Source organism: Streptococcus sp. NSSLK0004, from assembly GCF_059039125.1.
In genome coordinates this window covers 1,878,894-1,901,511 of sequence record NZ_CM180142.1, presented here as the reverse complement: position 1 = coordinate 1,901,511, position 22,618 = coordinate 1,878,894, and the positions used below count along the sequence as shown (strand labels likewise).

The 22,618-nt window shown below is 43.2% G+C and carries 15 protein-coding genes and 1 pseudogene; 15 read left to right on the top strand and 1 reads right to left on the bottom strand.

Translation table 11 applies throughout. The annotated features are described in order from the left end of the window. The first annotated feature begins 106 nt into the window (after positions 1-106). The 6 genes from AC4CS8_RS09710 to rpoC all read left to right on the top strand — a co-directional run bounded on the left by AC4CS8_RS09710 (position 107) and on the right by rpoC (position 12,398). Positions 107-2,068: a GGDEF domain-containing protein gene (locus AC4CS8_RS09710; protein WP_493892971.1), complete on the top strand. Its 1,962-nt coding sequence runs from the start codon at positions 107-109 to the stop codon at positions 2,066-2,068. Positions 2,069-2,072: 4 nt separating this feature from the next. Then, complete coding sequence (rplI, locus tag AC4CS8_RS09705) at positions 2,073-2,525, top strand: 50S ribosomal protein L9 (RefSeq protein WP_493892970.1); 453 nt, start codon at positions 2,073-2,075, stop codon at positions 2,523-2,525. Between the two features lie 31 nt (positions 2,526-2,556). Next, on the top strand, positions 2,557-3,912 hold the full coding sequence (dnaB, locus tag AC4CS8_RS09700) for a replicative DNA helicase (RefSeq protein ID WP_493892969.1): 1,356 nt from the start codon (positions 2,557-2,559) through the stop codon (positions 3,910-3,912). Positions 3,913-3,915: 3 nt separating this feature from the next. Continuing rightward, positions 3,916-4,167, top strand: a complete 252-nt coding sequence (locus AC4CS8_RS09695) for a Veg family protein (RefSeq protein WP_493892968.1) — start codon at positions 3,916-3,918, stop codon at positions 4,165-4,167. Between the two features lie 855 nt (positions 4,168-5,022). Next, positions 5,023-8,595, top strand: a complete 3,573-nt coding sequence (rpoB, locus tag AC4CS8_RS09690) for a DNA-directed RNA polymerase subunit beta (protein ID WP_493892967.1) — start codon at positions 5,023-5,025, stop codon at positions 8,593-8,595. Between the two features lie 155 nt (positions 8,596-8,750). Next, positions 8,751-12,398, top strand: a complete 3,648-nt coding sequence (rpoC, locus tag AC4CS8_RS09685) for a DNA-directed RNA polymerase subunit beta' (RefSeq protein ID WP_493892966.1) — start codon at positions 8,751-8,753, stop codon at positions 12,396-12,398. A gap of 62 nt (positions 12,399-12,460) precedes the next feature. Here rpoC and AC4CS8_RS09680 read toward each other — a convergent pair. Next, a pseudogene (locus tag AC4CS8_RS09680) lies at positions 12,461-13,742 on the bottom strand (ISL3 family transposase). A gap of 308 nt (positions 13,743-14,050) precedes the next feature. On the opposite strand from AC4CS8_RS09680, the gene AC4CS8_RS09675 reads away from it, so the two are divergent. The 9 genes from AC4CS8_RS09675 to ulaG all read left to right on the top strand — a co-directional run bounded on the left by AC4CS8_RS09675 (position 14,051) and on the right by ulaG (position 22,537). Further along, positions 14,051-15,499 carry a PTS sugar transporter subunit IIC gene (locus AC4CS8_RS09675; RefSeq protein WP_105113481.1) on the top strand — a complete coding sequence of 483 codons (1,449 nt, stop codon included), beginning with the start codon at positions 14,051-14,053 and terminating at the stop codon, positions 15,497-15,499. Positions 15,500-15,647: 148 nt separating this feature from the next. Further along, positions 15,648-15,926: a PTS sugar transporter subunit IIB gene (locus AC4CS8_RS09670; RefSeq protein WP_002939872.1), complete on the top strand. Its 279-nt coding sequence runs from the start codon at positions 15,648-15,650 to the stop codon at positions 15,924-15,926. 56 nt (positions 15,927-15,982) lie between these two features. After that, positions 15,983-16,468 carry a PTS sugar transporter subunit IIA gene (locus AC4CS8_RS09665; RefSeq protein ID WP_172026081.1) on the top strand — a complete coding sequence of 162 codons (486 nt, stop codon included), beginning with the start codon at positions 15,983-15,985 and terminating at the stop codon, positions 16,466-16,468. Positions 16,469-16,563: 95 nt separating this feature from the next. Further along, positions 16,564-17,229 (top strand): 3-keto-L-gulonate-6-phosphate decarboxylase UlaD, encoded by a 666-nt coding sequence (locus AC4CS8_RS09660; RefSeq protein WP_024376144.1) that lies wholly within the window; start codon positions 16,564-16,566, stop codon positions 17,227-17,229. Between the two features lie 5 nt (positions 17,230-17,234). Next, entirely contained in the window at positions 17,235-18,098 is an 864-nt protein-coding gene (locus AC4CS8_RS09655) for an L-ribulose-5-phosphate 3-epimerase (protein ID WP_024419273.1), read from the top strand. Beyond that, positions 18,098-18,814 carry an L-ribulose-5-phosphate 4-epimerase gene (locus tag AC4CS8_RS09650; RefSeq protein ID WP_105107424.1) on the top strand — a complete coding sequence of 239 codons (717 nt, stop codon included), beginning with the start codon at positions 18,098-18,100 and terminating at the stop codon, positions 18,812-18,814. The genes AC4CS8_RS09655 and AC4CS8_RS09650 overlap by 1 nt, the downstream gene beginning before the upstream one ends. Positions 18,815-18,892: 78 nt before the next feature. Beyond that, entirely contained in the window at positions 18,893-19,510 is a 618-nt protein-coding gene (locus AC4CS8_RS09645) for a phosphate-starvation-inducible PsiE family protein (protein ID WP_105108664.1), read from the top strand. A 124-nt stretch (positions 19,511-19,634) separates the two neighbouring features. After that, positions 19,635-21,323 carry a BglG family transcription antiterminator gene (locus tag AC4CS8_RS09640; RefSeq protein WP_493892965.1) on the top strand — a complete coding sequence of 563 codons (1,689 nt, stop codon included), beginning with the start codon at positions 19,635-19,637 and terminating at the stop codon, positions 21,321-21,323. Between the two features lie 122 nt (positions 21,324-21,445). Further along, positions 21,446-22,537: an L-ascorbate 6-phosphate lactonase gene (gene ulaG, locus AC4CS8_RS09635; RefSeq protein ID WP_024381204.1), complete on the top strand. Its 1,092-nt coding sequence runs from the start codon at positions 21,446-21,448 to the stop codon at positions 22,535-22,537. Positions 22,538-22,618 lie beyond the last annotated feature (81 nt).

Sequence of the window (22,618 nt, the reverse complement as noted above, 5' to 3'; positions counted from 1 at the left end):
TCGAATAGAGTTACATGCTTTTCTTGATATAGGAGCTTAGGTAAGAAACTAAACAAAGCTAGCATTTTACAGTGTTTTATGGTAAAATGGCTGGAAGAGGTTAATGATGAAAAAATTTCGGTTTGCAACGATTCACTTTGTGATGATTGGCGTTATTTTGTTTGGTCTGTTGGCGACAATTGTTAGTTTGTTCCCGGGGTCACATATCCTATTATTGTCACTATTTATTGCTCTGTTTTTACTAGTCTGTTTGTTTGTTTTTCAAGAGAAATCTTATGCGATTAGTGAGCTAGAACAGATTGAATACCTAAACCAACAAGCTAATACTGGGCTGATGAAACTTCTAGATAAGATGCCGGTTGGTGTTATAAAGGTGCGATTGGATAGTAATCAAGTAGAATGGTTTAACCCTTATGCAGAATTAATTTTCGCCCAGGAAAATGGGGAGTTTGATCAAAAAAAATTACGAGAGATTGTTAATGTTGGTCTGGATGAGGACCGCCTTTATGCCAATTTCTCAGATAAACGATATGCAGTTCATGTAGACTTTGAACAAGGGCTATTCTATTTTTTTGACGCTTCAACAGAATATACGGCAACGACTAATCTAATTGGTAGCCGTCCAGTCATTGGGATTGTCTCGGTTGATAATTATGATGAGTTAGAGGACCGACTGACGGACTCTCAAGTGAGTCAAGTGAATTCCTTTTTGGCTCAGTTCGTATCGGATTTCGCTGATGAGAATGATATATACTATCGTCGTGGCGCTATGGATCGCTTCTACTTTTTTACAGACTACGCGGTTTTAGAAAAATTAATTGATGATAAGTTTAAGGTTGTTGATAAGTTTCGAGAAGAGGCGAAAAATTTAGATTTAGCCTTGACGCTTAGTATGGGGATTGCGTACGGGGACGGAAATCACCAGCAAGTTGGTCAAGTTGCTCTACAAAACCTAAATATGGCTGAAGTACGCGGCGGCGATCAGGTTGTTGTCAAAGAAAATAATGAGAGTAAGCAACCGCTTTTCTTTGGAGGAGGGTCGGCTTCTTCTGTTAAACGAACCCGTACTCGTACTCGAGCAATGATGACGGCTGTATCGGATAAACTGAAGTCAGTGGACCGTGTCTTTGTTGTCGGCCATCGTAATCTGGATATGGATGCTCTAGGCGCTGCAATCGGTATGCAGCATTTTGCTCAAAACATTATGAATAATGCCTATACAGTCTATAATGAAACTGAAATGGCACCAGATATTGCCCGGGCAATTCAGAAGCTTGAAGGAGAGAATTGTTCCAATTTACTGACTGTTGAAAAAGCCCAAAAAATGGTGACCCCGCAATCTCTCTTGATTATGGTGGACCATTCCAAGACTAGTTTGGCTCTATCAAAAGAATTCTATAGTCAATTTGGTCAAGTGGTTATTGTTGACCATCACCGTAGGGATACGGATTTTCCAAGCAATGCTATTTTGACCTATATTGAAAGTGGTGCTAGCTCGGCCAGTGAACTTGTGACAGAATTGATTCAATTTCAAAATGATAAACATCACAAATTAAATCGTCTCCAGTCTAGTTTGCTTATGGCTGGTATGATGTTGGACACAAAAAACTTTACTACTCGTGTGACGAGCCGGACATTTGATGTGGCTAGTTATTTGCGAACTAGGGGTAGTGATAGTTTGGAAATTCAGCAGATTGCAGCTACGGATTTTGATGAGTACCGGCAAATTAATCAGCTGATTCTCAGAGGGAGAAAGCTAACGGACCAGATTGTCATTGCTTGCGGTGATGAGGAACAAACCTATGATTCTGTTATTCCGAGCAAAGCAGCGGATACAATTTTGGAGATGGCAGGCATTGAGGCTGTCTTTGTTCTAAGTCGCAATACTAAGGGATATGTGGCAATATCAGCTCGTAGCCATAGCAAAGTTAATGTTCAACGGATTATGGAACAAATGGGGGGAGGAGGACATTTCAACCTAGCAGCTGCTCAGATTGAACATCAGAGCATTGGACAGGTAGAAGAGTCTTTGACAAATCTCATTTTTGAAGAACTAAGAGAGAGGTAAGCAAATGAAAGTTATTTTTTTAGCAGATGTTAAAGGTCAAGGGAAAAAAGGGGAAATTAAGGAAGTTCCAACAGGTTATGCTCAAAATTTCTTGCTTAAGAAAAATTTAGCTAAGGAAGCGACCAATCAAGCAATCAGTGCTCTACGTGGACAAGAAAAATCAAAAGAGAAAGCACATGCAGAAATGGTTGCAGAGGCAGAAGCCATCAAGGCTAAATTGGCAGAAGAAGCTACCTTGGTTCAATTTGTTGAAAAGGTTGGTCCAGATGGTCGTACATTTGGCTCTGTTACTAGCAAGAAAATTGCAGAGGAGCTAGAGAAACAATTTGGAATAAAAGTAGATAAACGTCATATTCAACTAGATCATCCAATCCGTGCTCTCGGCTTGATTGATGTTCCGGTCAAACTTTACCATGATGTAACGGGTGTGATTAACTTAAGTATAAAAGAAGCCTAGTAAAAAACTCAGCAGATAGGAGGTGAGAGTGGTGGCAGAAATTAATGAATTGCGGGTACAGCCCCAAGACATCCTCGCGGAGCAGTCCGTTCTCGGTGCGATTTTCATAGACGAGGGCAAGCTGGTTTTCGTCCGTGAGTACATAGAAGCGGATGACTTTTTCAAGTATGCCCATAAACTGATTTTCAAGGCTATGATTGCTCTGGCAGATCGCAATGAGGCTATCGATGCGACAACCATGCGCAATTATTTGGCCAATCATGGTGATTTGGAAAATATCGGTGGTTTGGCCTATCTGGCGGAGGTCATCAACTCTGTACCTACTTCAGCCAATGCGGAGTATTACGCTAAGATTGTCGCAGAGAAATCCAATCTTCGTAAACTGATTGAGCGGTTAACGGATGCTGTCAACTCTGCCTACGAAGGTGCGGATGAGTCTGATGAGATTATTGCACAGGCAGAAAAGGCCTTGATCGATGTTAGTGAAGGTGCTAGCCGTAGTGGTTTCAAGAAAATTGATGATATTTTGAATATCAACTTTGAAAATCTGGAGATTCGGTCGCGGCAAACTTCGGATATTACAGGAATTGCGACAGGCTATCCTGCTCTTGATGCCATGACAACTGGTCTGCATGAGGAGGAGTTGATTATTCTCGCTGCTCGTCCAGCCGTTGGTAAGACAGCCTTTGCCCTTAATATCGCACAGAATATCGGAACCAAGCTGGGTTTGACAGTTGCTATTTTCTCCTTGGAGATGGGTGCGGAGAGTTTGGTGGATCGGATGCTGGCAGCAGAAGGTGTCATCAACTCGCGTTCCATTCGTACAGGTCAGTTGACAGATGAAGAGTGGAAGAAGTTGACCATTGCTCAAGCCAACCTGGCCAAGGCTAGTATTTACATTGATGATACACCTGGTATCAAGATTACAGAAATCCGCTCACGGTCGCGAAAATTGGCACAGGAAACTGGGAATCTTGGCTTGATTTTGATTGACTATCTTCAGTTGATTACAGGAACTGGTCGGGAAAACCGCCAACAAGAAGTTTCGGAGATTTCACGTCAGTTGAAGATTTTGGCTAAGGAACTCAGGGTACCAGTTATTGCTCTCAGTCAGCTATCCCGTGGTGTTGAACAACGTCAGGACAAACGTCCAGTTCTGTCTGATATTCGTGAGTCTGGGTCCATCGAGCAAGATGCGGATATCGTTGCCTTCTTGTACCGTGATGACTACTATGAACGTGGTGAGCAGGAAGACGGTGGCATTCCAAACAATACGGTTGAAGTAATCATCGAGAAAAACCGTTCTGGTGCACGTGGTACCGTGGAGTTGATGTTCCAAAAAGAATACAATAAATTTGCAAGCATTTCCAAGAGAGAGGATGGATAGAGAATGAGTGATGCATTTACAGATGTTGCTAAAATGAAGCAAATCAAACAAGATATCAAGGACCATGAGGGACAAGTTGTTGAATTGACTCTTGAAAATGGTCGTAAACGTGAGAAAAATAAGCAAGGGAGAATTATTGAGGTTTATCAATCCCTCTTTATCGTGGAATTTGAAGATCCGAATAATACCTTTGTTGAGTCTTACACCTATTCTGATATTTTGACAGAGAAGATTTTGATTCATTATTTGGATTAGAAAGACAGTCTGAGGACTGTTTTTTCTCATGCTGAAAATGGAAAAATAATCATTCCTATTAAAGTGTAAGTTGTCGAAAAACATAAAAATACATGTATTTGAAAAGTTGCGTATATTTTCTTTATGTGTCTAAGTGGCTTGTATGTTATCTGTTTTTATGGTATAATAACTTAAATAATTTGTCGTGTGTCTTGTTTGAAATATTGTCCAAACAAGGCTTGCAGCAGTTAAATCATACTTTTCAAAAGGAAGATTTAGCTGCTCTTTTTGTGTCTATGAGGCTAATTTTTGAGATTTGTCATTTATTCTTAAAGATTCTAAATATTCAGAAAAAGGACAAAACAGCCAACTTGTTGGCTGGAAATTGAACTCGGACTAAATTCGTCGGAAAAAAGTTTTGTTAATTAAATAGAATAATTGTTTTGTCTACTGCTTATTGCGTCGTAAACGTCTGGCCTTTCTTCGACATTCTGTCTAGAAAGTCCTAGTCGTTCTGACGAGGGCGCGTCGACGAAATCAAAGTGATAGAAGCGTTGCTTCTCTCATTTCCAACCTCAAATCATCCACTGGATAATTTGAGCTGACTAACCGCTTATTTTTCTCTCGAATTTTACGTCCTCGTATCTTTTAATTGAACTCGGGCTACACTCCTGTAGAAAAATGTGGTTTGTAGAGCTTTGGTTTTGTTTACTGCGTAGCGTCGTAAACGTCTGGTCTTTCTTCGACATTCTGTCTCGAAAGTCCTAGTCGTTCTGACGAGGGTGCGTCAACGAAATCAAAGATTTCGGACTTACCGCTTATTTTCTATTGGAGTGCTACACGCCCTCGTATCTTATTTTACAAAGGAGAAAACTTTTGGCAGGACATGAAGTTCAGTACGGTAAGCACCGTACCCGTCGTAGTTTTTCAAGAATCAAGGAAGTTCTTGATTTACCAAATTTGATTGAAATCCAAACGGATTCTTTCCAAGATTTTCTTGACCATGGGTTGAAGGAAGTTTTTGAGGATGTGCTTCCAGTTTCTAACTTTACTGAAACTATGGAGTTGGAATTTGTTGGCTATGAATTGAAGGAACCTAAATACACATTGGAAGAGGCGCGTGCGCATGATGCGAACTACTCAGCTCCAATTTATGTAACTTTCCGTCTGGTGAATAAAGAAACTGGCGAGATCAAGACGCAAGAAGTCTTCTTCGGTGAGTTTCCAATCATGACTGAAATGGGTACCTTCATCATCAACGGTGCAGAGCGTATCATCGTTTCTCAGTTGGTTCGTTCACCAGGTGTCTACTTCAATGATAAAGTAGATAAGAACGGTAAAGTAGGTTATGGTTCAACGGTTATCCCTAACCGTGGAGCTTGGTTGGAATTGGAAACAGATTCTAAGGATATTGCCTATACCCGTATCGACCGTACGCGTAAGATTCCATTCACAACTCTTGTGCGTGCTCTTGGTTTCTCAGGTGACGATGAAATCTTTGACATCTTTGGTGATAGCGAATTGGTCCGCAATACTGTCGAGAAAGACATCCACAAGAACCCTGCTGATTCTCGTACAGATGAAGCCCTCAAGGAAATCTATGAGCGCCTTCGTCCAGGTGAACCAAAGACAGCTGAAAGCTCTCGTAGCCTTTTGACTGCTCGTTTCTTTGACCCACGTCGTTACGATTTAGCACCTGTTGGTCGTTACAAAATCAATAAAAAACTCAACCTTCGTACTCGTTTGCTCAACCAAACATTGGCTGAGCACGTAATCAACGGTGAAACGGGCGAAATCGTCTTGGAAGCAGGTACAGTCTTGAGCCGTGATGTTTTGGACCGCATTGAAGATCAGTTTGACGAGCTCAACTTGGTGGAATATATTCCAAATGATTCCGCTGTTTTAACTGAGCCAGTTCTTTTGCAGAAATTCAAGATTGTTGCACCAAAAGATCCAGATCGTGTAGTCACTGTGATTGGGAATGCTAATCCGGCGGAAAACGTACGTACAGTAACACCTGCGGATATCTTGGCAGAGATGAGCTACTTCCTCAACTTGGCTGAAGGTCTTGGTCGTGTAGATGATATTGACCACTTGGGTAACCGTCGTATTCGTGCCGTTGGTGAATTGCTTGCCAACCAAGTACGTATCGGTTTGACTCGTATGGAACGTAACTTGCGTGAGCGTATGTCTGTTCAAGACAATGAAGTATTGACGCCACAACAAATCATCAATATCCGTCCTGTTACTGCTGCTATTAAAGAATTCTTTGGTTCTTCTCAGTTGTCACAGTTCATGGACCAACACAACCCACTTTCTGAGTTGTCTCACAAACGTCGTTTGTCAGCCTTAGGACCTGGTGGTTTGACACGTGACCGCGCTGGTTATGAGGTTCGAGACGTTCACTATACTCACTACGGTCGTATGTGTCCGATTGAAACGCCTGAGGGACCAAACATCGGTTTGATCAATAACTTGTCATCTTACGGTCACCTCAACAAGTATGGCTTCATTCAAACGCCATACCGCAAGATTGACCGTGCAACGGGCACTGTTACAAATGAAATCGTTTGGTTGACAGCGGATGAAGAAGATGCCTACATCGTAGCACAATCAACTTCACCACTTGATGAAAACAACCGTTTCGTTGATAAGATTGTCATGGGTCGTCACCAAGGGAACAACCAAGAATTCCCAGCTGATTCAGCAGATTTCATGGACGTTTCTCCTAAACAGGTAGTTGCCGTTGCGACAGCATGTATTCCTTTCTTGGAAAACGATGACTCCAACCGTGCTCTCATGGGTGCCAACATGCAACGTCAGGCTGTGCCATTGATTGATCCAAAAGCACCTTACGTTGGTACTGGTATGGAATACCAGGCTGCCCATGACTCAGGTGCGGCGGTTATTGCCCAATATGATGGTAAGGTTGTCTATGCAGATGCGGACAAGGTAGAAGTACGTCGTGAAGATGGTTCCTTGGATGTTTACAGCATCCAGAAATTTCGTCGTTCAAACTCAGGTACTGCCTACAACCAACGCACCCTTGTAAAAGTAGGCGATATCGTTGAAAAAGGCGACTTTATCGCAGACGGTCCGTCTATGGAAAACGGGGAAATGGCCCTTGGTCAAAACCCTATCGTTGCCTACATGACTTGGGAAGGTTACAACTTCGAGGATGCGGTTATCATGTCTGAACGCCTTGTGAAAGATGATGTCTATACATCTGTTCACTTGGAAGAGTACGAATCAGAAACCCGCGACACCAAGTTAGGCCCTGAAGAAATCACTCGCGAAATTCCAAACGTTGGTGAAGATGCTCTTCGCAACTTGGATGAAATGGGTATTATCCGTATCGGTGCTGAAGTTAAAGAAGGCGACATTCTTGTTGGTAAAGTTACACCAAAAGGTGAAAAAGATCTTTCTGCTGAAGAGCGCCTCTTGCACGCTATCTTCGGTGACAAATCACGTGAAGTACGTGATACTTCTCTTCGTGTACCTCACGGTGCCGATGGTGTCGTTCGTGATGTGAAAATCTTTACTCGTGCCAACGGTGATGAATTGCAATCAGGTGTCAACATGCTGGTTCGTGTTTACATCGCTCAAAAACGTAAGATCAAGGTCGGAGATAAGATGGCCGGTCGTCACGGTAACAAGGGTGTCGTTTCACGTATTGTACCTGTTGAGGATATGCCGTATCTTCCAGACGGAACACCAGTTGACATCATGTTGAATCCGCTTGGGGTACCGTCTCGTATGAACATCGGTCAGGTTATGGAACTTCACTTGGGTATGGCAGCTCGTAACTTGGGTATCCATATTGCAACACCAGTTTTCGACGGTGCAAGTTCAGAAGACCTCTGGTCAACTGTTAAAGAAGCAGGTATGGACTCAGATGCTAAGACCATTCTTTACGATGGTCGTACAGGTGAGCCATTTGACAACCGTGTGTCTGTCGGTGTCATGTACATGATCAAGCTTCACCACATGGTTGACGACAAGCTTCACGCTCGTTCAGTCGGACCATACTCACTCGTTACCCAACAGCCACTCGGAGGTAAGGCTCAGTTTGGTGGTCAGCGTTTCGGTGAGATGGAGGTTTGGGCCCTTGAAGCCTACGGTGCTTCAAACGTCCTTCAAGAAATCTTGACCTACAAGTCAGATGATGTGACAGGCCGTCTCAAAGCCTATGAAGCTATTACCAAAGGTAAACCAATTCCAAAACCAGGCGTTCCAGAATCCTTCCGCGTTCTTGTTAAAGAATTGCAATCACTTGGTTTGGATATGCGTGTCCTTGATGAAGATGATAATGAAGTAGAATTGCGTGACCTTGATGAAGGTGAAGATGATGACATCATCCACGTAGATGATCTTGAAAAAGCACGTGCAAAAGCAGCAGCTGACGCAGCGGCAGCCTTTGCAGCAGAAGAAGCAGAAGACAAAGAATAAGCAGCTAGGAGGCTAGGACAGGTCCTTGCTTGAACTCGCATCAACAAGGATCGCCTGGGTCTGTCTGGTGCTGGTCAGTCCAGCAACTTTGTCTGTTATTCAAGAATCCGAGGTGTGAATCATCCGCCTCTCACAAAGAAAGAAAGGGATTATTAGTGGTTGACGTAAATCGATTTAAAAGTATGCAAATCACGTTAGCTTCACCCAACAAGGTCCGCTCATGGTCTTATGGTGAGGTTAAAAAACCTGAAACAATCAACTATCGTACACTTAAGCCAGAACGAGATGGACTTTTTGATGAAGTGATTTTTGGTCCAACAAAAGACTGGGAGTGTTCATGTGGAAAATACAAGCGTATCCGTTACAAAGGGATTGTTTGTGACCGCTGTGGTGTCGAAGTAACTCGTGCCAAAGTCCGTCGTGAGCGTATGGGACACATCGAGTTGAAAGCTCCAATCTCACACATCTGGTACTTTAAAGGAATTCCAAGCCGAATGGGCTTGACCTTGGATATGAGCCCACGTGCACTTGAGGAAGTTATTTACTTCGCGGCCTATGTGGTGATTGATCCAAAAGAAACACCGCTTGAGCACAAGTCCATTATGACAGAGCGCGAATACCGTGAGCGTTTACGTGAATACGGTCATGGCTCGTTTGTTGCAAAAATGGGGGCAGAAGCCATTCAAGACCTCTTGAAACAAGTTGACCTTCCAAAAGAAATCGCAGCTTTGAAAGAAGAATTGAAAACAGCTTCTGGTCAAAAACGTATTAAAGCAGTTCGTCGTTTGGATGTGCTTGACGCTTTCTACAAATCCGGAAATAAACCTGAATGGATGATTCTCAACATTCTTCCAGTTATTCCACCAGATTTACGTCCAATGGTTCAGTTGGATGGTGGCCGTTTTGCTGCATCTGACTTGAATGAACTCTACCGTCGTGTTATCAACCGTAACAACCGTTTGGCACGTCTTTTGGAACTTAATGCTCCTGGAATCATTGTGCAAAACGAAAAACGTATGCTCCAAGAAGCGGTGGATGCTTTGATTGATAATGGTCGCCGTGGTCGTCCAATTACAGGACCAGGTAGCCGTCCGCTTAAATCACTCAGCCACATGCTGAAAGGTAAGCAAGGACGTTTCCGTCAAAACTTGCTCGGGAAACGTGTTGACTTCTCAGGACGTTCCGTTATCGCTGTTGGTCCAACACTTAAGATGTACCAATGTGGTGTGCCACGTGAAATGGCTATCGAGCTCTTCAAACCGTTTGTCATGCGTGAAATCGTTGCTCGTGATATTGCTGGAAACGTAAAAGCTGCAAAACGTTTGATTGAACGCGGTGATGATCGCATCTGGGATATCTTGGAAGAAGTGATCAAAGAACACCCAGTTCTTTTGAACCGCGCACCGACCCTTCACCGTTTGGGTATCCAGGCTTTTGAGCCAGTTCTCATTGACGGTAAAGCACTTCGCTTGCACCCACTTGTCTGTGAAGCCTACAACGCCGACTTTGACGGTGACCAGATGGCGATTCACGTTCCATTGTCAGAAGAAGCACAAGCAGAAGCACGTATCCTTATGCTTGCTGCAGAGCACATCCTTAACCCTAAAGATGGTAAGCCAGTTGTAACACCATCTCAGGATATGGTTTTGGGTAACTACTACTTGACCATGGAAGATGCAGGTCGTGAAGGTGAAGGTATGGTCTTCAAGGATGCGGATGAGGCTGTCATGGCCTACCGCAATGGCTATGTTCACTTGCATACCCGTGTTGGTATCGCAACAGACAGCCTTGATAAACCTTGGAAAGACAACCAAAAACACAAGATTATGATGACAACAGTCGGAAAAATCTTGTTCAACGCGATTATGCCTGAAGGTCTACCTTACTTGCAAGAGCCAAACAATGCTAACTTAACAGAAGGAACTCCGGATAAATACTTCTTGGAACCAGGTGCTGACATCAAAGCTGCTATCGCAGAATTGCCAATCAACCCACCATTCAAGAAGAAAAACCTTGGAAATATCATCGCGGAAATCTTCAAGCGTTTCCGTACAACTGAAACATCAGCCCTTCTTGACCGTTTGAAAGACTTGGGTTACTATCACTCAACACTTGCTGGTTTGACAGTGGGTATTGCTGATATCCCAGTTATCGACAACAAGGCTGAAATCATTGAAGAATCTCACGAACGTGTAGAACAAATTAAGAAACAATTCCGTCGCGGTATGATTACCGATGATGAGCGTTATGCAGCTGTTACAGATGAGTGGCGTTCAGCTAAGGAAAAATTGGAGAAACTTCTTGTTGAAAAACAAGATCCGAAGAACCCAATCGTTATGATGATGGACTCTGGTGCCCGTGGTAACATTTCCAACTTCTCCCAGTTGGCCGGTATGCGTGGTCTGATGTCAGCTCCGAACGGACGTATCATGGAATTGCCTATCTTGTCTAACTTCCGTGAAGGTCTTTCAGTACTTGAAATGTTCTTCTCAACTCACGGTGCCCGTAAGGGTATGACGGATACGGCCTTGAAGACAGCCGACTCAGGTTATCTGACTCGTCGTTTGGTTGACGTTGCCCAAGATGTCATCATCCGTGAAGACGACTGTGGAACAGACCGTGGTCTTGACATCCGTTCTATCACAGATGGCAAGGAAATGATCGAGCCACTTGAAGAGCGTTTGCAAGGTCGTTACACTAAGAAAACTGTTAAACATCCTGAAACGGGTGCCGTTATCATTGGTCCAAACAAATTGATTACGGAAGATATTGCCCGTGAAATTGTCAATGCAGGCGTTGAACAAGTAACCATCCGTAGCGTATTTACATGTAACACTCGTCACGGTGTCTGCCGTCATTGTTACGGTATCAACTTGGCAACAGGTGATGCGGTTGAAGTGGGTGAAGCAGTTGGTACGATTGCAGCTCAATCTATCGGTGAGCCTGGTACACAGCTTACAATGCGTACCTTCCACACGGGTGGTGTAGCCTCAAACAGCGATATCACGCAGGGTCTTCCTCGTGTCCAAGAGATCTTTGAAGCCCGCAATCCGAAAGGAGAAGCGGTTATCACAGAGGTTAAAGGTGAAGTTATCGCAATTGAAGAAGATGCCTCTACTCGTACTAAGAAAGTCTTTGTTAAAGGTGTGACTGGTGAAGGTGAGTATGTGGTTCCATTTACAGCCCGTATGAAGGTTGAAGTTGGTGACCAAGTTGCGCGTGGAGCAGCCCTTACCGAAGGTTCTATCCAACCAAAACGCTTGCTTGAAGTCCGTGATGTCTTGGCGGTTGAAACTTACCTTCTTTCTGAAGTTCAAAAAGTTTACCGTAGCCAGGGTGTAGAAATCGGCGACAAGCACATCGAGGTAATGGTTCGTCAAATGCTTCGTAAAGTTCGTGTCATGGATCCAGGTGATACAGATCTTCTCATGGGTACCCTCATGGATATCACAGACTTTACAGATGCCAATGCTGACGTGGTTATTGCAGGTGGTATCCCAGCAACAGCTCGTCCAGTTCTTATGGGTATCACGAAGGCTTCCCTTGAAACCAACTCATTCTTGTCTGCCGCATCCTTCCAGGAAACAACTCGTGTCCTTACAGATGCAGCCATTCGTGGTAAACGTGATAACCTTCTTGGTCTTAAAGAGAACGTTATTATCGGTAAGATTATCCCAGCAGGTACAGGTATGGCCCGCTACCGTAATCTTGAACCACAAGCCATCAATGAAGTTGAAATCATTGAAGATACAGTTGCTGAAGAACTTGCAGCAGAAGCAGAGCTTGAAGCTGTAACTGAATAAGATTAGATGCACATCTCTAGTTTTTTTAGGCTCTTTGTCAACTGTAGTGGGTAGATGAAAAGCTAACATCTAGAGAGGACGAACTTCGTTCTCTCTTTTTTTATGTTCAAAGCAATCAAAATCCGTTTTTTAAAGTTTTCAAAGTTCCTGAAACCAAAGGCATTTCTCTTAATGACTTTGATGAGATTATTGGTAGCTTCCAGTTTGGCGTTGGAATAAGGCAATTCCATGGCATTCAAAACCTTGTCTTTATCCTTTAGAAATGTCTTAAATACCGTCTGGAAAATAGGATTAACAGTGGCTATTTCCTGTTCGATGAGGTCAAAGAAATGGTCTGAGTTCTTCTCTTGGAAATGGAATAAGAGCAATTGATAGAGTTCATAGTGCTGTCGTAGTTCCTCGGAGAAAGACAGGAGTTTTTCCAGTATTTCCTTATTGGTCAAATGCATTCGAAACATAGGGCGATAAAATCGTTTATCGCTGAGTTTACGGCTATCCTGTTGAATCAATTTCCAGTAACGTTTCAAGGCACGGTATTCCTGCGATTTTCTGTCGAATTGATTCATAATTTGAATACGAACACGATTCATAGCACGGCTAAGGTGTTGAACAATATGAAAGCGGTCGAGTACGATTTTTGCATTCGGAAAAAGTTGTTTAGCAAGTTGATAATAGGGACTAAACATATCCATGGTAATCACTTTGACCCGATTTCTAACCTTTCTAGGATAGCGTAGAAAGTGGTTTCGGATAGTTGCTTGAGTTCTTCCGTCCAGAATGGTTATGACATTTAGGGAATTGAAATCTTGTGCAATAAAGCTCATCTTCCCCTTCTTGAAGGCAGCTCAAACAGTCTCTTCCCAGACTGTTTGACTCCCAGCTCATCACCTCAGGTAAGGTATTCCAATCCGTTTCAAACTTGAACTCATTGAGCTTTCTCATAACTGATGATGTTGAGATAGATAGCCTGTGTGCAATATGTTGCATTGCTTGATTTTCGATGAGTAATTGAGCGATCTTTTGGTTAACAGCGACGGAGATTTGGTGGTTCTTCTTGACAAGAGGAGTTTCAGCGACAGCCATTTTCCCACATTCCTTGCACTTGAAACGACGCTTTCTAAGGCGGATAAGTAAGGGATAGCCAGCTGTTTCTAGGTAGGGGATCTTAGAGGCTTTCTGGAAATCGTATTTTGCCATTTGTCCCTTGCATTTAGGGCATTTAGGGGCTGTGTAATCCAAGTGACCGTGGAGTTCTAAGTGAGTTCCCATATCAAATTCATCAGTGATAGTGATATTTTTGTCTTTAATTCTGAGAAAATTTGTGATAAGATTTAGTTGTTCCATATGAACCCTTTCTAATGTGAGTTTAGTCGCTTTTCATTATAGGTCATATGGGACTTTTTTTCTACACTCAAAAAGGCTCCATAATTTCCATGGTGGTTTTACCCACTACAGAAATTATAGAGCCTTTTTTATTTTGTGGGCAGAAACCAAATCGTCTTTTAAATTTTACGATTTAGAAGTAGTCAATAGAAACTTTGGTAAATAGTCCAAGAGTGAACACAAGCCTGTGTTTTATTTGGTCTTTTTGTTTGCGCTTTCAAGAATTATAATAAAGCCATAAAAATCATTTCAAAAAGGAGAATTGAAAAATGGATTTTCTTCAAACCCCATTAAACTGGTTCTCGCAAAACATCTTGCAGAATCCAGCCTTCTTCGTAGGTCTTTTGGTATTGGTGGGCTATGCCCTCTTAAAGAAAAAGCCTCATGATGTCTTTGCAGGGTTTATCAAAGCAACGGTCGGCTACATGATTTTGAACGTAGCTGCTGGTGGTTTGGTAACAACCTTCCGTCCAATCTTGGCAGCCTTGAACTACAAGTTCCAAATTGATGCGGCAGTTATCGATCCTTACTTCGGTCTTGCAGCAGCAAACGGAAAAATCGCTGAAGAGTTTCCTGATTTCGTATCAGCAGCAACGACAGCTCTCTTGATTGGTTTTGGTGTCAACATCCTCTTGGTTGCACTTCGTAAGGTTACAAAAGTACGTACTCTGTTCATCACTGGACACATCATGGTACAACAAGCAGCAACAATCTCATTGATGGTGCTCTTCCTTATCCCAGGTCTTCGTAACCAATTCGGTACAGCAGCTATCGGTATCATCTGTGGTATCTACTGGGCAGTCAGCTCAAACATGACTGTTGAAGCAACACAACGCTTGACTGGTGGTGGTGGATTTGCCATCGGTCACCAACAACAATTCGCTATCTGGTTTGTAGATAAGATTGCTCCAAAACTTGGTAAAAAAGAAGAAAACTTGGACAACTTGAAGTTGCCTAGCTTCCTTAACATCTTCCACGATACAGTTGTTGCATCAGCAACCTTGATGTTGGTATTCTTCGGTGTTATCTTGTTCATCTTGGGTCCAGAAATCATGGCAAACCCAGAAGTGATCACTTCTGGTACTCCATACAACCCAGCTAAACAAGCCTTCTTCATGTACGTTGTACAAACAGCCTTCACTTTCTCAGTATATCTCTTCATCTTGATGCAAGGTGTACGTATGTTCGTAGCAGAATTGACCAATGCCTTCCAAGGTATCTCAAGCAAACTGCTTCCAGGTTCATTCCCAGCGGTAGACGTTGCAGCTTCTTACGGCTTCGGTTCATCTAACGCAGTTCTTTCAGGATTTGCCTTCGGTTTGGTCGGTCAGTTGATCACTATCGTTCTCTTGATTGTCTTCAAGAGCCCAATCCTCATCATCACTGGTTTCGTACCTGTATTCTTCGATAACGCAGCTATCGCAGTTTACGCTGACAAACGTGGTGGTTGGAAAGCAGCAGCAATCCTTTCCTTCCTCTCAGGTGTCCTTCAAGTAGCTCTTGGTGCAGTCTGCGTCGGCTTGCTTGAATTGAGCGGTGGTTACCACGGAAACATCGACTTCGAAATCCCATGGTTGCCATTCGGTTATGCCTTCAAATACCTTGGTATTGCTGGTTATGTTCTTGTCTGCCTCTTCTTGTTGGCAATCCCACAACTTCAATTTGCAAAAGCAAAAGATAAGGAAGCTTATTATCGCGGTGAGGCGCAAGCTGACTAACATCGACAACTTCTGATTTTCATTGAGTGCCTGTTCTTCAGTAAGATGATAGCCCTTCGAAAATTAACAGAACAAAACTTCATTTATTACTTGGTTCATTAAGAAAAACAACAAAATATATTTTATAAAAAAACAAGGAGAAAACAATATGGTTAAGGTATTAACAGCTTGTGGTAATGGCATGGGTTCATCCATGGTTATCAAGATGAAGGTTGAAAATGCCCTTCGTCAACTCGGTGTAACAGATTTCCAATCTGCTTCTTGCTCAGTAGGTGAAGCAAAAGGCTTGGCAGCAGGCTATGACATCGTTGTTGCTTCAAATCACTTGATCGCTGAATTGGAAGGTCGTACAAAAGGTCATCTGGTTGGTCTTGACAACCTCATGGACGATAACGAAATCAAGACAAAACTTAGTCAAGTATTGTAATGGAAAAAGGGGGCGGGATTTCTTCTCATCCCCTTTCACATAGAGAGGAGAATAACATGAATTTACAAAAATCATTTACGGAAAACAATTCCATTCGCTTGGGATTGACGGCGGAAACCTGGCAGGAGGCTGTTCACAAGGCTGTTGAACCTTTGATTGAAAGTGGTGCTGCAACAGAAGAATACTACGATGCAATCATTGCTTCAACCGAGGAATACGGTCCCTACTATGTGCTCATGCCAGGTATGGCTATGCCTCATGCCCAGGCAGGTATCGGTGTATTGAAAGATTCTTTTGCTTTAATTACCCTGACCAAGCCAGTAGCCTTTTCAGATGGTAAAGAGGTTTCTGTCCTCTTGACCTTGGCTGCGACAGATCCAAAGATTCACACATCAGTAGCTATTCCACAGATTATTGCCCTCTTTGAATTGGAAAATTCCATTGAGCGTCTGGTAGCCTGTCAGACACCAGAAGAAGTATTGGCAATGGTTGAAGAGTCTAAAAACAGCCCTTACTTAGAAGGTTTAGACTTGGAAAGCTAATTTGACGGTTAGAAATTGACGTAGACAAAAATGAAAGGAATTGAAGGTGAATAGAAAGCTTTATCGGCCGTCTATTCACTCTTGGTAATAGTATTATGACAAAACATATCCCAAATTTACAGGTTGCATTGGATCACTCAGATTTGCAGGGAGCGATTAAGGCTGCTGTCTCTGTTGGTCATGAAGTTGACGTGATTGAAGCAGGTACGGTTTGCTTGCTCCAAGTTGGTAGCGAATTGGTGGAAGTTCTTCGTAGCCTCTTCCCGGACAAGATTATCGTTGCAGATACCAAATGTGCGGATGCTGGTGGTACAGTTGCCAAAAACAATGCCGTTCGCGGTGCGGACTGGATGACTTGTATCTGTTCTGCGACCATTCCAACCATGGAAGCTGCTTTGAAGGCTATCAAGGAAGTGCGTGGCGACAAGGGTGAAATCCAAATCGAGCTTTACGGTGACTGGACTTATGAACAGGCTCAACTTTGGTTGGACGCAGGCATTTCCCAAGCGATTTATCACCAATCTCGTGACGCCCTTCTTGCTGGCGAAACCTGGGGTGAAAAAGACCTCAATAAAGTGAAAAAATTGGTTGACATGGGCTTCCGCGTTTCTGTGACAGGTGGTTTGGATGTGGATACCCTCAAACTCTTCGAGGGTGTAGATGTCTTTACCTTTATCGCAGGTCGCGGTATTACAGAAGCAGCAGATCCAGCAGCTGCAGCGCGTGAATTCAAAGACGAAATCCGTCGTATCTGGGGGTAAGACCTATGGCACGACCAATCGGAATATATGAAAAGGCAACGCCCAAACACTTTACATGGAAAGAGCGTTTGGAGTTTGCCAAAGAATTAGGTTTCGACTTTGTGGAAATGTCGGTGGATGAGAGCGATGCTCGTTTGGCTCGTTTGGAATGGACCAAGGAAGAGCGTTTAGACTTGGTCAAAGCAATTTATGAAACAGGTGTCCGTATTCCGACCATTTGCTTCTCTGGTCACCGTCGTTATCCGCTTGGTTCTAATGACCCTGCTCTTGAAGCTAAGTCTTTGGAGACCATGAAACAGTGTATCGAACTAGCTCAGGACTTGGGTGTCCGTGTCATCCAGTTGGCTGGCTATGATGTTTACTACGAGGAAAAATCACCTGAAACCAGAGAACGTTTCATCAAGAATCTCCGCAAGGCTTGCGACTGGGCAGAACAGGCTCAGGTCATGTTGGCTATTGAGATTATGGATGATCCATTTATCAACTCCATTGAAAAATATCTAGCAGTTGAGAAGGAAATCGACTCACCATATCTCTTTGTTTATCCAGATACTGGAAACGTGTCTGCTTGGCACAATGATATTTATAGCGAATTTTACCTAGGTCATCGCTCTATCGCAGCCCTTCACCTCAAAGATACCTATGCGGTAACTGAAAGCTCCAAAGGTCAATTCCGCGATGTACCATTCGGTCAGGGTTGTGTGGACTGGGACAATATGTTTGCAGTCTTGAAAAAGACCAACTACCAAGGTCCATTCTTGATTGAAATGTGGTCAGAGAATTGTGAAACTGTTGAGGAAACACGTGCAGCCATTAAAGAGGCACAAGATTTCCTCTATCCATTGATTGAGAAAGCGGGGTTGAACTAATGCCAAAAGATTTACAGGAAATGCGTCAGCGGGTCTATGAAGCCAATATCGCTCTGCCTGCCCACGGTCTTGTCAAATTCACCTGGGGTAACGTATCAGAAGTCTGCCGTGAACTTGGTCGCATTGTTATCAAGCCTTCTGGTGTGGATTATGAAAAATTGTCACCAGAAAACATGGTGGTGACTGACTTGGATGGAAATGTGGTAGAAGGTGATCTCAACCCCTCTTCTGATTTGGCGACCCACGTTGCTCTCTACAAGGCTTGGCCAAATGTCCATGCTGTTGTGCATACACATTCGACAGAGGCAGTTGGTTGGGCTCAGGCTGGTCGTGACATTCCATTTTATGGAACAACGCACGCAGACTATTTCTACGGTCCAGTACCGTGCGCTCGTTCCTTAACGGCTGAAGAGGTGAACGCTGCCTATGAAAAAGAAACAGGCTCAGTCATCATTGAGGAATTTGAGCGCCGTGGCATCGATCCAGTTGCTGTGCCAGGAATTGTTGTTCGCAATCATGGTCCGTTTACTTGGGGCAAGGATCCTGCTCAGGCAGTTTACCACAGTGTTGTCCTAGAAGAAGTGGCTCGGATGAACCGCTACACAGAGCAAATCAATCCACGGGTGGAACCAGCACCAAGCTATATCATGGACAAGCACTATCTCCGTAAGCACGGTCCAAATGCCTACTACGGACAAAAAGGTGATGAACACTAAGCTTTGTTTCTAGCCAAAAATGATTAGAAGAATGAGAAAAGAGCTCTCCTCATTCTTCTTTTTTTGAAAGGAGAGGATATGAGAAAATTTTTACAAGATAGTCTGACAGAGATTGCCTATTATCTAGAATTGATATTATCAGCTATTTTAGGATTAGCCCTCCTAGCGCTGTCAGGTTTGTTGTTGGCGGATTTAGTTGGTTCACTGACGGGTGGTATTCAAGCGGATAACTTTATCCAGAGTTTTTTAAGCAAGGCTATGACTTTGGCAGTCGGGGTCGAATTCATCAAAATGCTCTGCAAACAATCCCCTAGTACTGTCATCGAGGTGCTCTTGGTGGCCATTGCTCGTCAACTAATTGTGGAACATGGCTCAAGCATGGACTACTTGATTGGTATTGCATCGGTTGCCATCTTATTTGCCGTGAGAAAGTACCTCTTTACCCAGTTTGATGACTCTAATAACATCATCATGCGGGCCAGTCAAAAGGTCAAAGTTGCCAATATCATCGCACGAGTAAAAATTCCAAGTGAAGGTAGCGAGACTTTGAGAGATTTTGTGACACGAAAACTCAATGAAGAAGAGAAAACCATTGCTATTGGTGCCTGTGTCTATCTGAAGAATGTGGCTCTACGGATTGACAATATGCATGGTGAATTGATTACACGAGTGGAGATTATTAAGAGTATCTACTAAGCTTTTTAGGTGGGGCTGGCACCTTTGAATGAAGGCGCAAGAGCAAGCTCAGTTTTTGCATTTATTAGAATTTAATACATAAATGTGTTAAGATAGAGATAGGGAAAGAAAGGAGGGAGAAAGGGTGTTACTAGATAAAAGTAGTTGTGCCTTATTGCGTCATTTGATTGGTATCCAAGAGCCAGAAACCATTATGGCTATTTCCAAGGAATTGCAACAATCGCGTAGAAAAATCTACTACCACTTGGAAAAAATCAATGCATCTTTACCAGAAGGTATTGAAGCTCAGGAAAGTTTGCCTCGGATTGGTATTCGTTTATCCGAAGAGCAAAAGCAAGCCTGTCGTCAACTCTTAGATTCCATTGATTCCTATAGCTATATTATGAATATGGATGAGCGCATGCAGTTGGTGCTCCTTTATATCTGCATTGCACACGAACGAATTACCTTGGAAAAATTGATGGATTTGACAGAAGTCTCACGGAATACCGTTCTCAACGATCTAAATGAAATCCGTAGTCGATTGAGCAAGGAACAGTATCAGATGACCCTCTATGTTTCCAAGTCACAAGGTTACGATCTGGCCTGTCATCCCTTGACAAAAATCCAGTATATCCACTCTCTACTCTATAGTTTGTTCACAGAAGCGAGCAAGAGTTTTGTCAGCATTTTGGAAGACAAGGTTAGTCTTTTTCACGGGTGTCAATCCTTGTTTTCGAAGGAGTTGGCAAAATTTTTGTCTCAGCAGGTTTATGGAATTGAAAAAGACTTAGGTAAGAAAATCAACCGTTCTGAAATTGAACTGATGCTCAAGATTCTACCCTATATGTTGCTAACTTATCGCAATATGAGTTTGGAGCAAGAGGAAAAGGATGCGATTGTCCGAGAATTTGCCTTGGTCTATGAACGGATTGAGTATGGTGTTGCCCAAAAAATCAGTCAGTCCCTGGAAGAGCAGTTTGGTCTTGATTTAGACGAGATTGAAGTGTCGCTGATTGCTGTCTTGCTCTTGTCTTATCGCAAGGACCGGGATGCCCATGTTACTAGCCAGGATTTTGCGGATTTGAAGAAGATTGTCGATGTCTTCATCCGTCATTTTGAGTTACATTCAGATTTTGAATTGGAGAAAAAAGAGGAGTTAGCCCATGATTTGCTGGCTCACTGCAAGGCCATGCTGTTTCGAAAAACCTATGGGATTTTATCGCGCAATCCTTTGGTTGATCAAATTCGCTACAAGTATGATACTCTTTTTCGATTGACAAAATCTTCTAGTCATATTCTGGAAGAGGCCTGGCAAATCCAGTTGACAGATGAGGATATTGCTTATCTGACGGTGCATTTGGGTGGAGCCCTTCGTCGAAGTAGTAGTCGAAAGCTGACCAGTCCGACTGTCTTTCTTATCTGTGATGAGGGAGTTTCTGTGCAGAAATTGTTGATGAAACAATGCCAGCACCACCTACCTGAAAAAACCATCTCTGCCGTCTTTACAACAGAGCAATTTAAAAGTGTGGAAGACCTGTTGGAGGTGGACTTCTTGATTTCGACCAATGAAGTGACAGATACGGATTTGCCTGTGATTCAGGTCCATCCGATTCTGGATTTTGATGATGTCTTGCGTTTGATTCATTTTGCCAAATACCGCAGTCTGACCGACAGCCAAAAAGGTTTTGCTATGGAATTGGACAAACTCCTAGCGTCATATGTTGAAAATGGCCAGGAAGCCTTGGAATTGAAACAGCGTTTGCAAAATCTGATTGCCAATGAATTATTGGCAAGCTTAGCTAGTTCCGATTTAGAAACAGACCTTTATTAACCAGATGTACAAAAGTCCAAATGTGAACACAAGCCTGTGTTTTATTTGGTCTTTTTTTTGTGACCTGTTGCGCATATACTAGAAACATAGAAATACAATCAGCCTTATAGGAGGAATGAAAAATGGCTAAAGTTCAAGATATTACAAGAGAATCATGGATTCTTTCAACCTTCCCAGAATGGGGAACTTGGCTCAATGAAGAAATTGAAGAAGAAGTAGTGCCAGAGGGCAACTTTGCTATGTGGTGGCTTGGAAACTGCGGTGTCTGGATTAAGACACCTGGTGGAGCGAACGTGGTCATGGACCTCTGGTCATCACGTGGGAAATCCACTAAAAAAGTGAAAGATATGGTTTGGGGACACCAAATGGCTAACATGGCCGGTGTGCGCAAATTGCAACCAAACTTGCGAGTGCAACCAATGGTTATCGATCCATTTGCCATCAATGAATTGGACTACTACCTAGTATCGCACGTCCACAGTGACCACATGGACATCAGCACAGCCGCTGCCATCATCAACAATCCTAAATTGGACCACGTCAAATTTGTCGGTCCAGTTGAAAGTGGCGACATCTGGGAGAAATGGGGTGTTCCAGCTGATCGTATCATCCGTATCGCACCAGGTGATAGCTTTGAGTTCAAAGACATCAAGGTCCACGCTGTAGAATCCTTCGACCGTACTTGCTTGGTGACACTTCCGATCGAAGGTTATGACGAAAATGGTGGTAAATTGGCAGGACTTCCTGTGACAGATGAACTCATGGCTCGCAAGGCAGTCAACTATGTCTTTGAAACACCTGGCGGAACCATCTACCACGGTGCAGATTCCCACTTCTCAAACTACTTTGCCAAACACGGTCGTGACTTCAACATTGACGTTGCTATCAACAACTATGGTGATAACCCAATCGGTATTCAGGACAAGATGACATCAATCGACCTTCTCCGTATGGCAGAAAACTTGCGTGCTAAGGTGATTATCCCTGTTCACTATGACATCTGGTCTAACTTCATGGCGTCAACAGATGAAATCTTGCAGCTCTGGAAAATGCGTAAGGAACGCTTGCAATATGACTTCCATCCATTTATCTGGGAAGTTGGTGGCAAGTACACCTATCCACTTGACAAAGACCGTATTGAATACCATCACCCACGTGGCTTTGACGATTGCTTCTTGGAAGATTCAAACATTCAATTCAAGGCTTTGCTATAATAGATCACTCCGAGGGCGGGACGCAAGTCCTGCCTTTTGAAAATGACAAGCGAAAACGCTTTATGGTATAATAGAACTATG

Coding starts and splice junctions, on each gene's coding strand:
- AC4CS8_RS09660 (WP_024376144.1), top strand. CDS start 16,564: ATGACAAAACATATCCCAAATTTACAGGTTGCATTGGATCACTCAGAT.
- AC4CS8_RS09695 (WP_493892968.1), top strand. CDS start 3,916: ATGAGTGATGCATTTACAGATGTTGCTAAAATGAAGCAAATCAAACAA.
- AC4CS8_RS09650 (WP_105107424.1), top strand. CDS start 18,098: ATGCCAAAAGATTTACAGGAAATGCGTCAGCGGGTCTATGAAGCCAAT.
- AC4CS8_RS09665 (WP_172026081.1), top strand. CDS start 15,983: ATGAATTTACAAAAATCATTTACGGAAAACAATTCCATTCGCTTGGGA.
- AC4CS8_RS09675 (WP_105113481.1), top strand. CDS start 14,051: ATGGATTTTCTTCAAACCCCATTAAACTGGTTCTCGCAAAACATCTTG.
- rplI (WP_493892970.1), top strand. CDS start 2,073: ATGAAAGTTATTTTTTTAGCAGATGTTAAAGGTCAAGGGAAAAAAGGG.
- AC4CS8_RS09655 (WP_024419273.1), top strand. CDS start 17,235: ATGGCACGACCAATCGGAATATATGAAAAGGCAACGCCCAAACACTTT.
- AC4CS8_RS09645 (WP_105108664.1), top strand. CDS start 18,893: ATGAGAAAATTTTTACAAGATAGTCTGACAGAGATTGCCTATTATCTA.
- AC4CS8_RS09670 (WP_002939872.1), top strand. CDS start 15,648: ATGGTTAAGGTATTAACAGCTTGTGGTAATGGCATGGGTTCATCCATG.
- AC4CS8_RS09710 (WP_493892971.1), top strand. CDS start 107: ATGAAAAAATTTCGGTTTGCAACGATTCACTTTGTGATGATTGGCGTT.
- ulaG (WP_024381204.1), top strand. CDS start 21,446: ATGGCTAAAGTTCAAGATATTACAAGAGAATCATGGATTCTTTCAACC.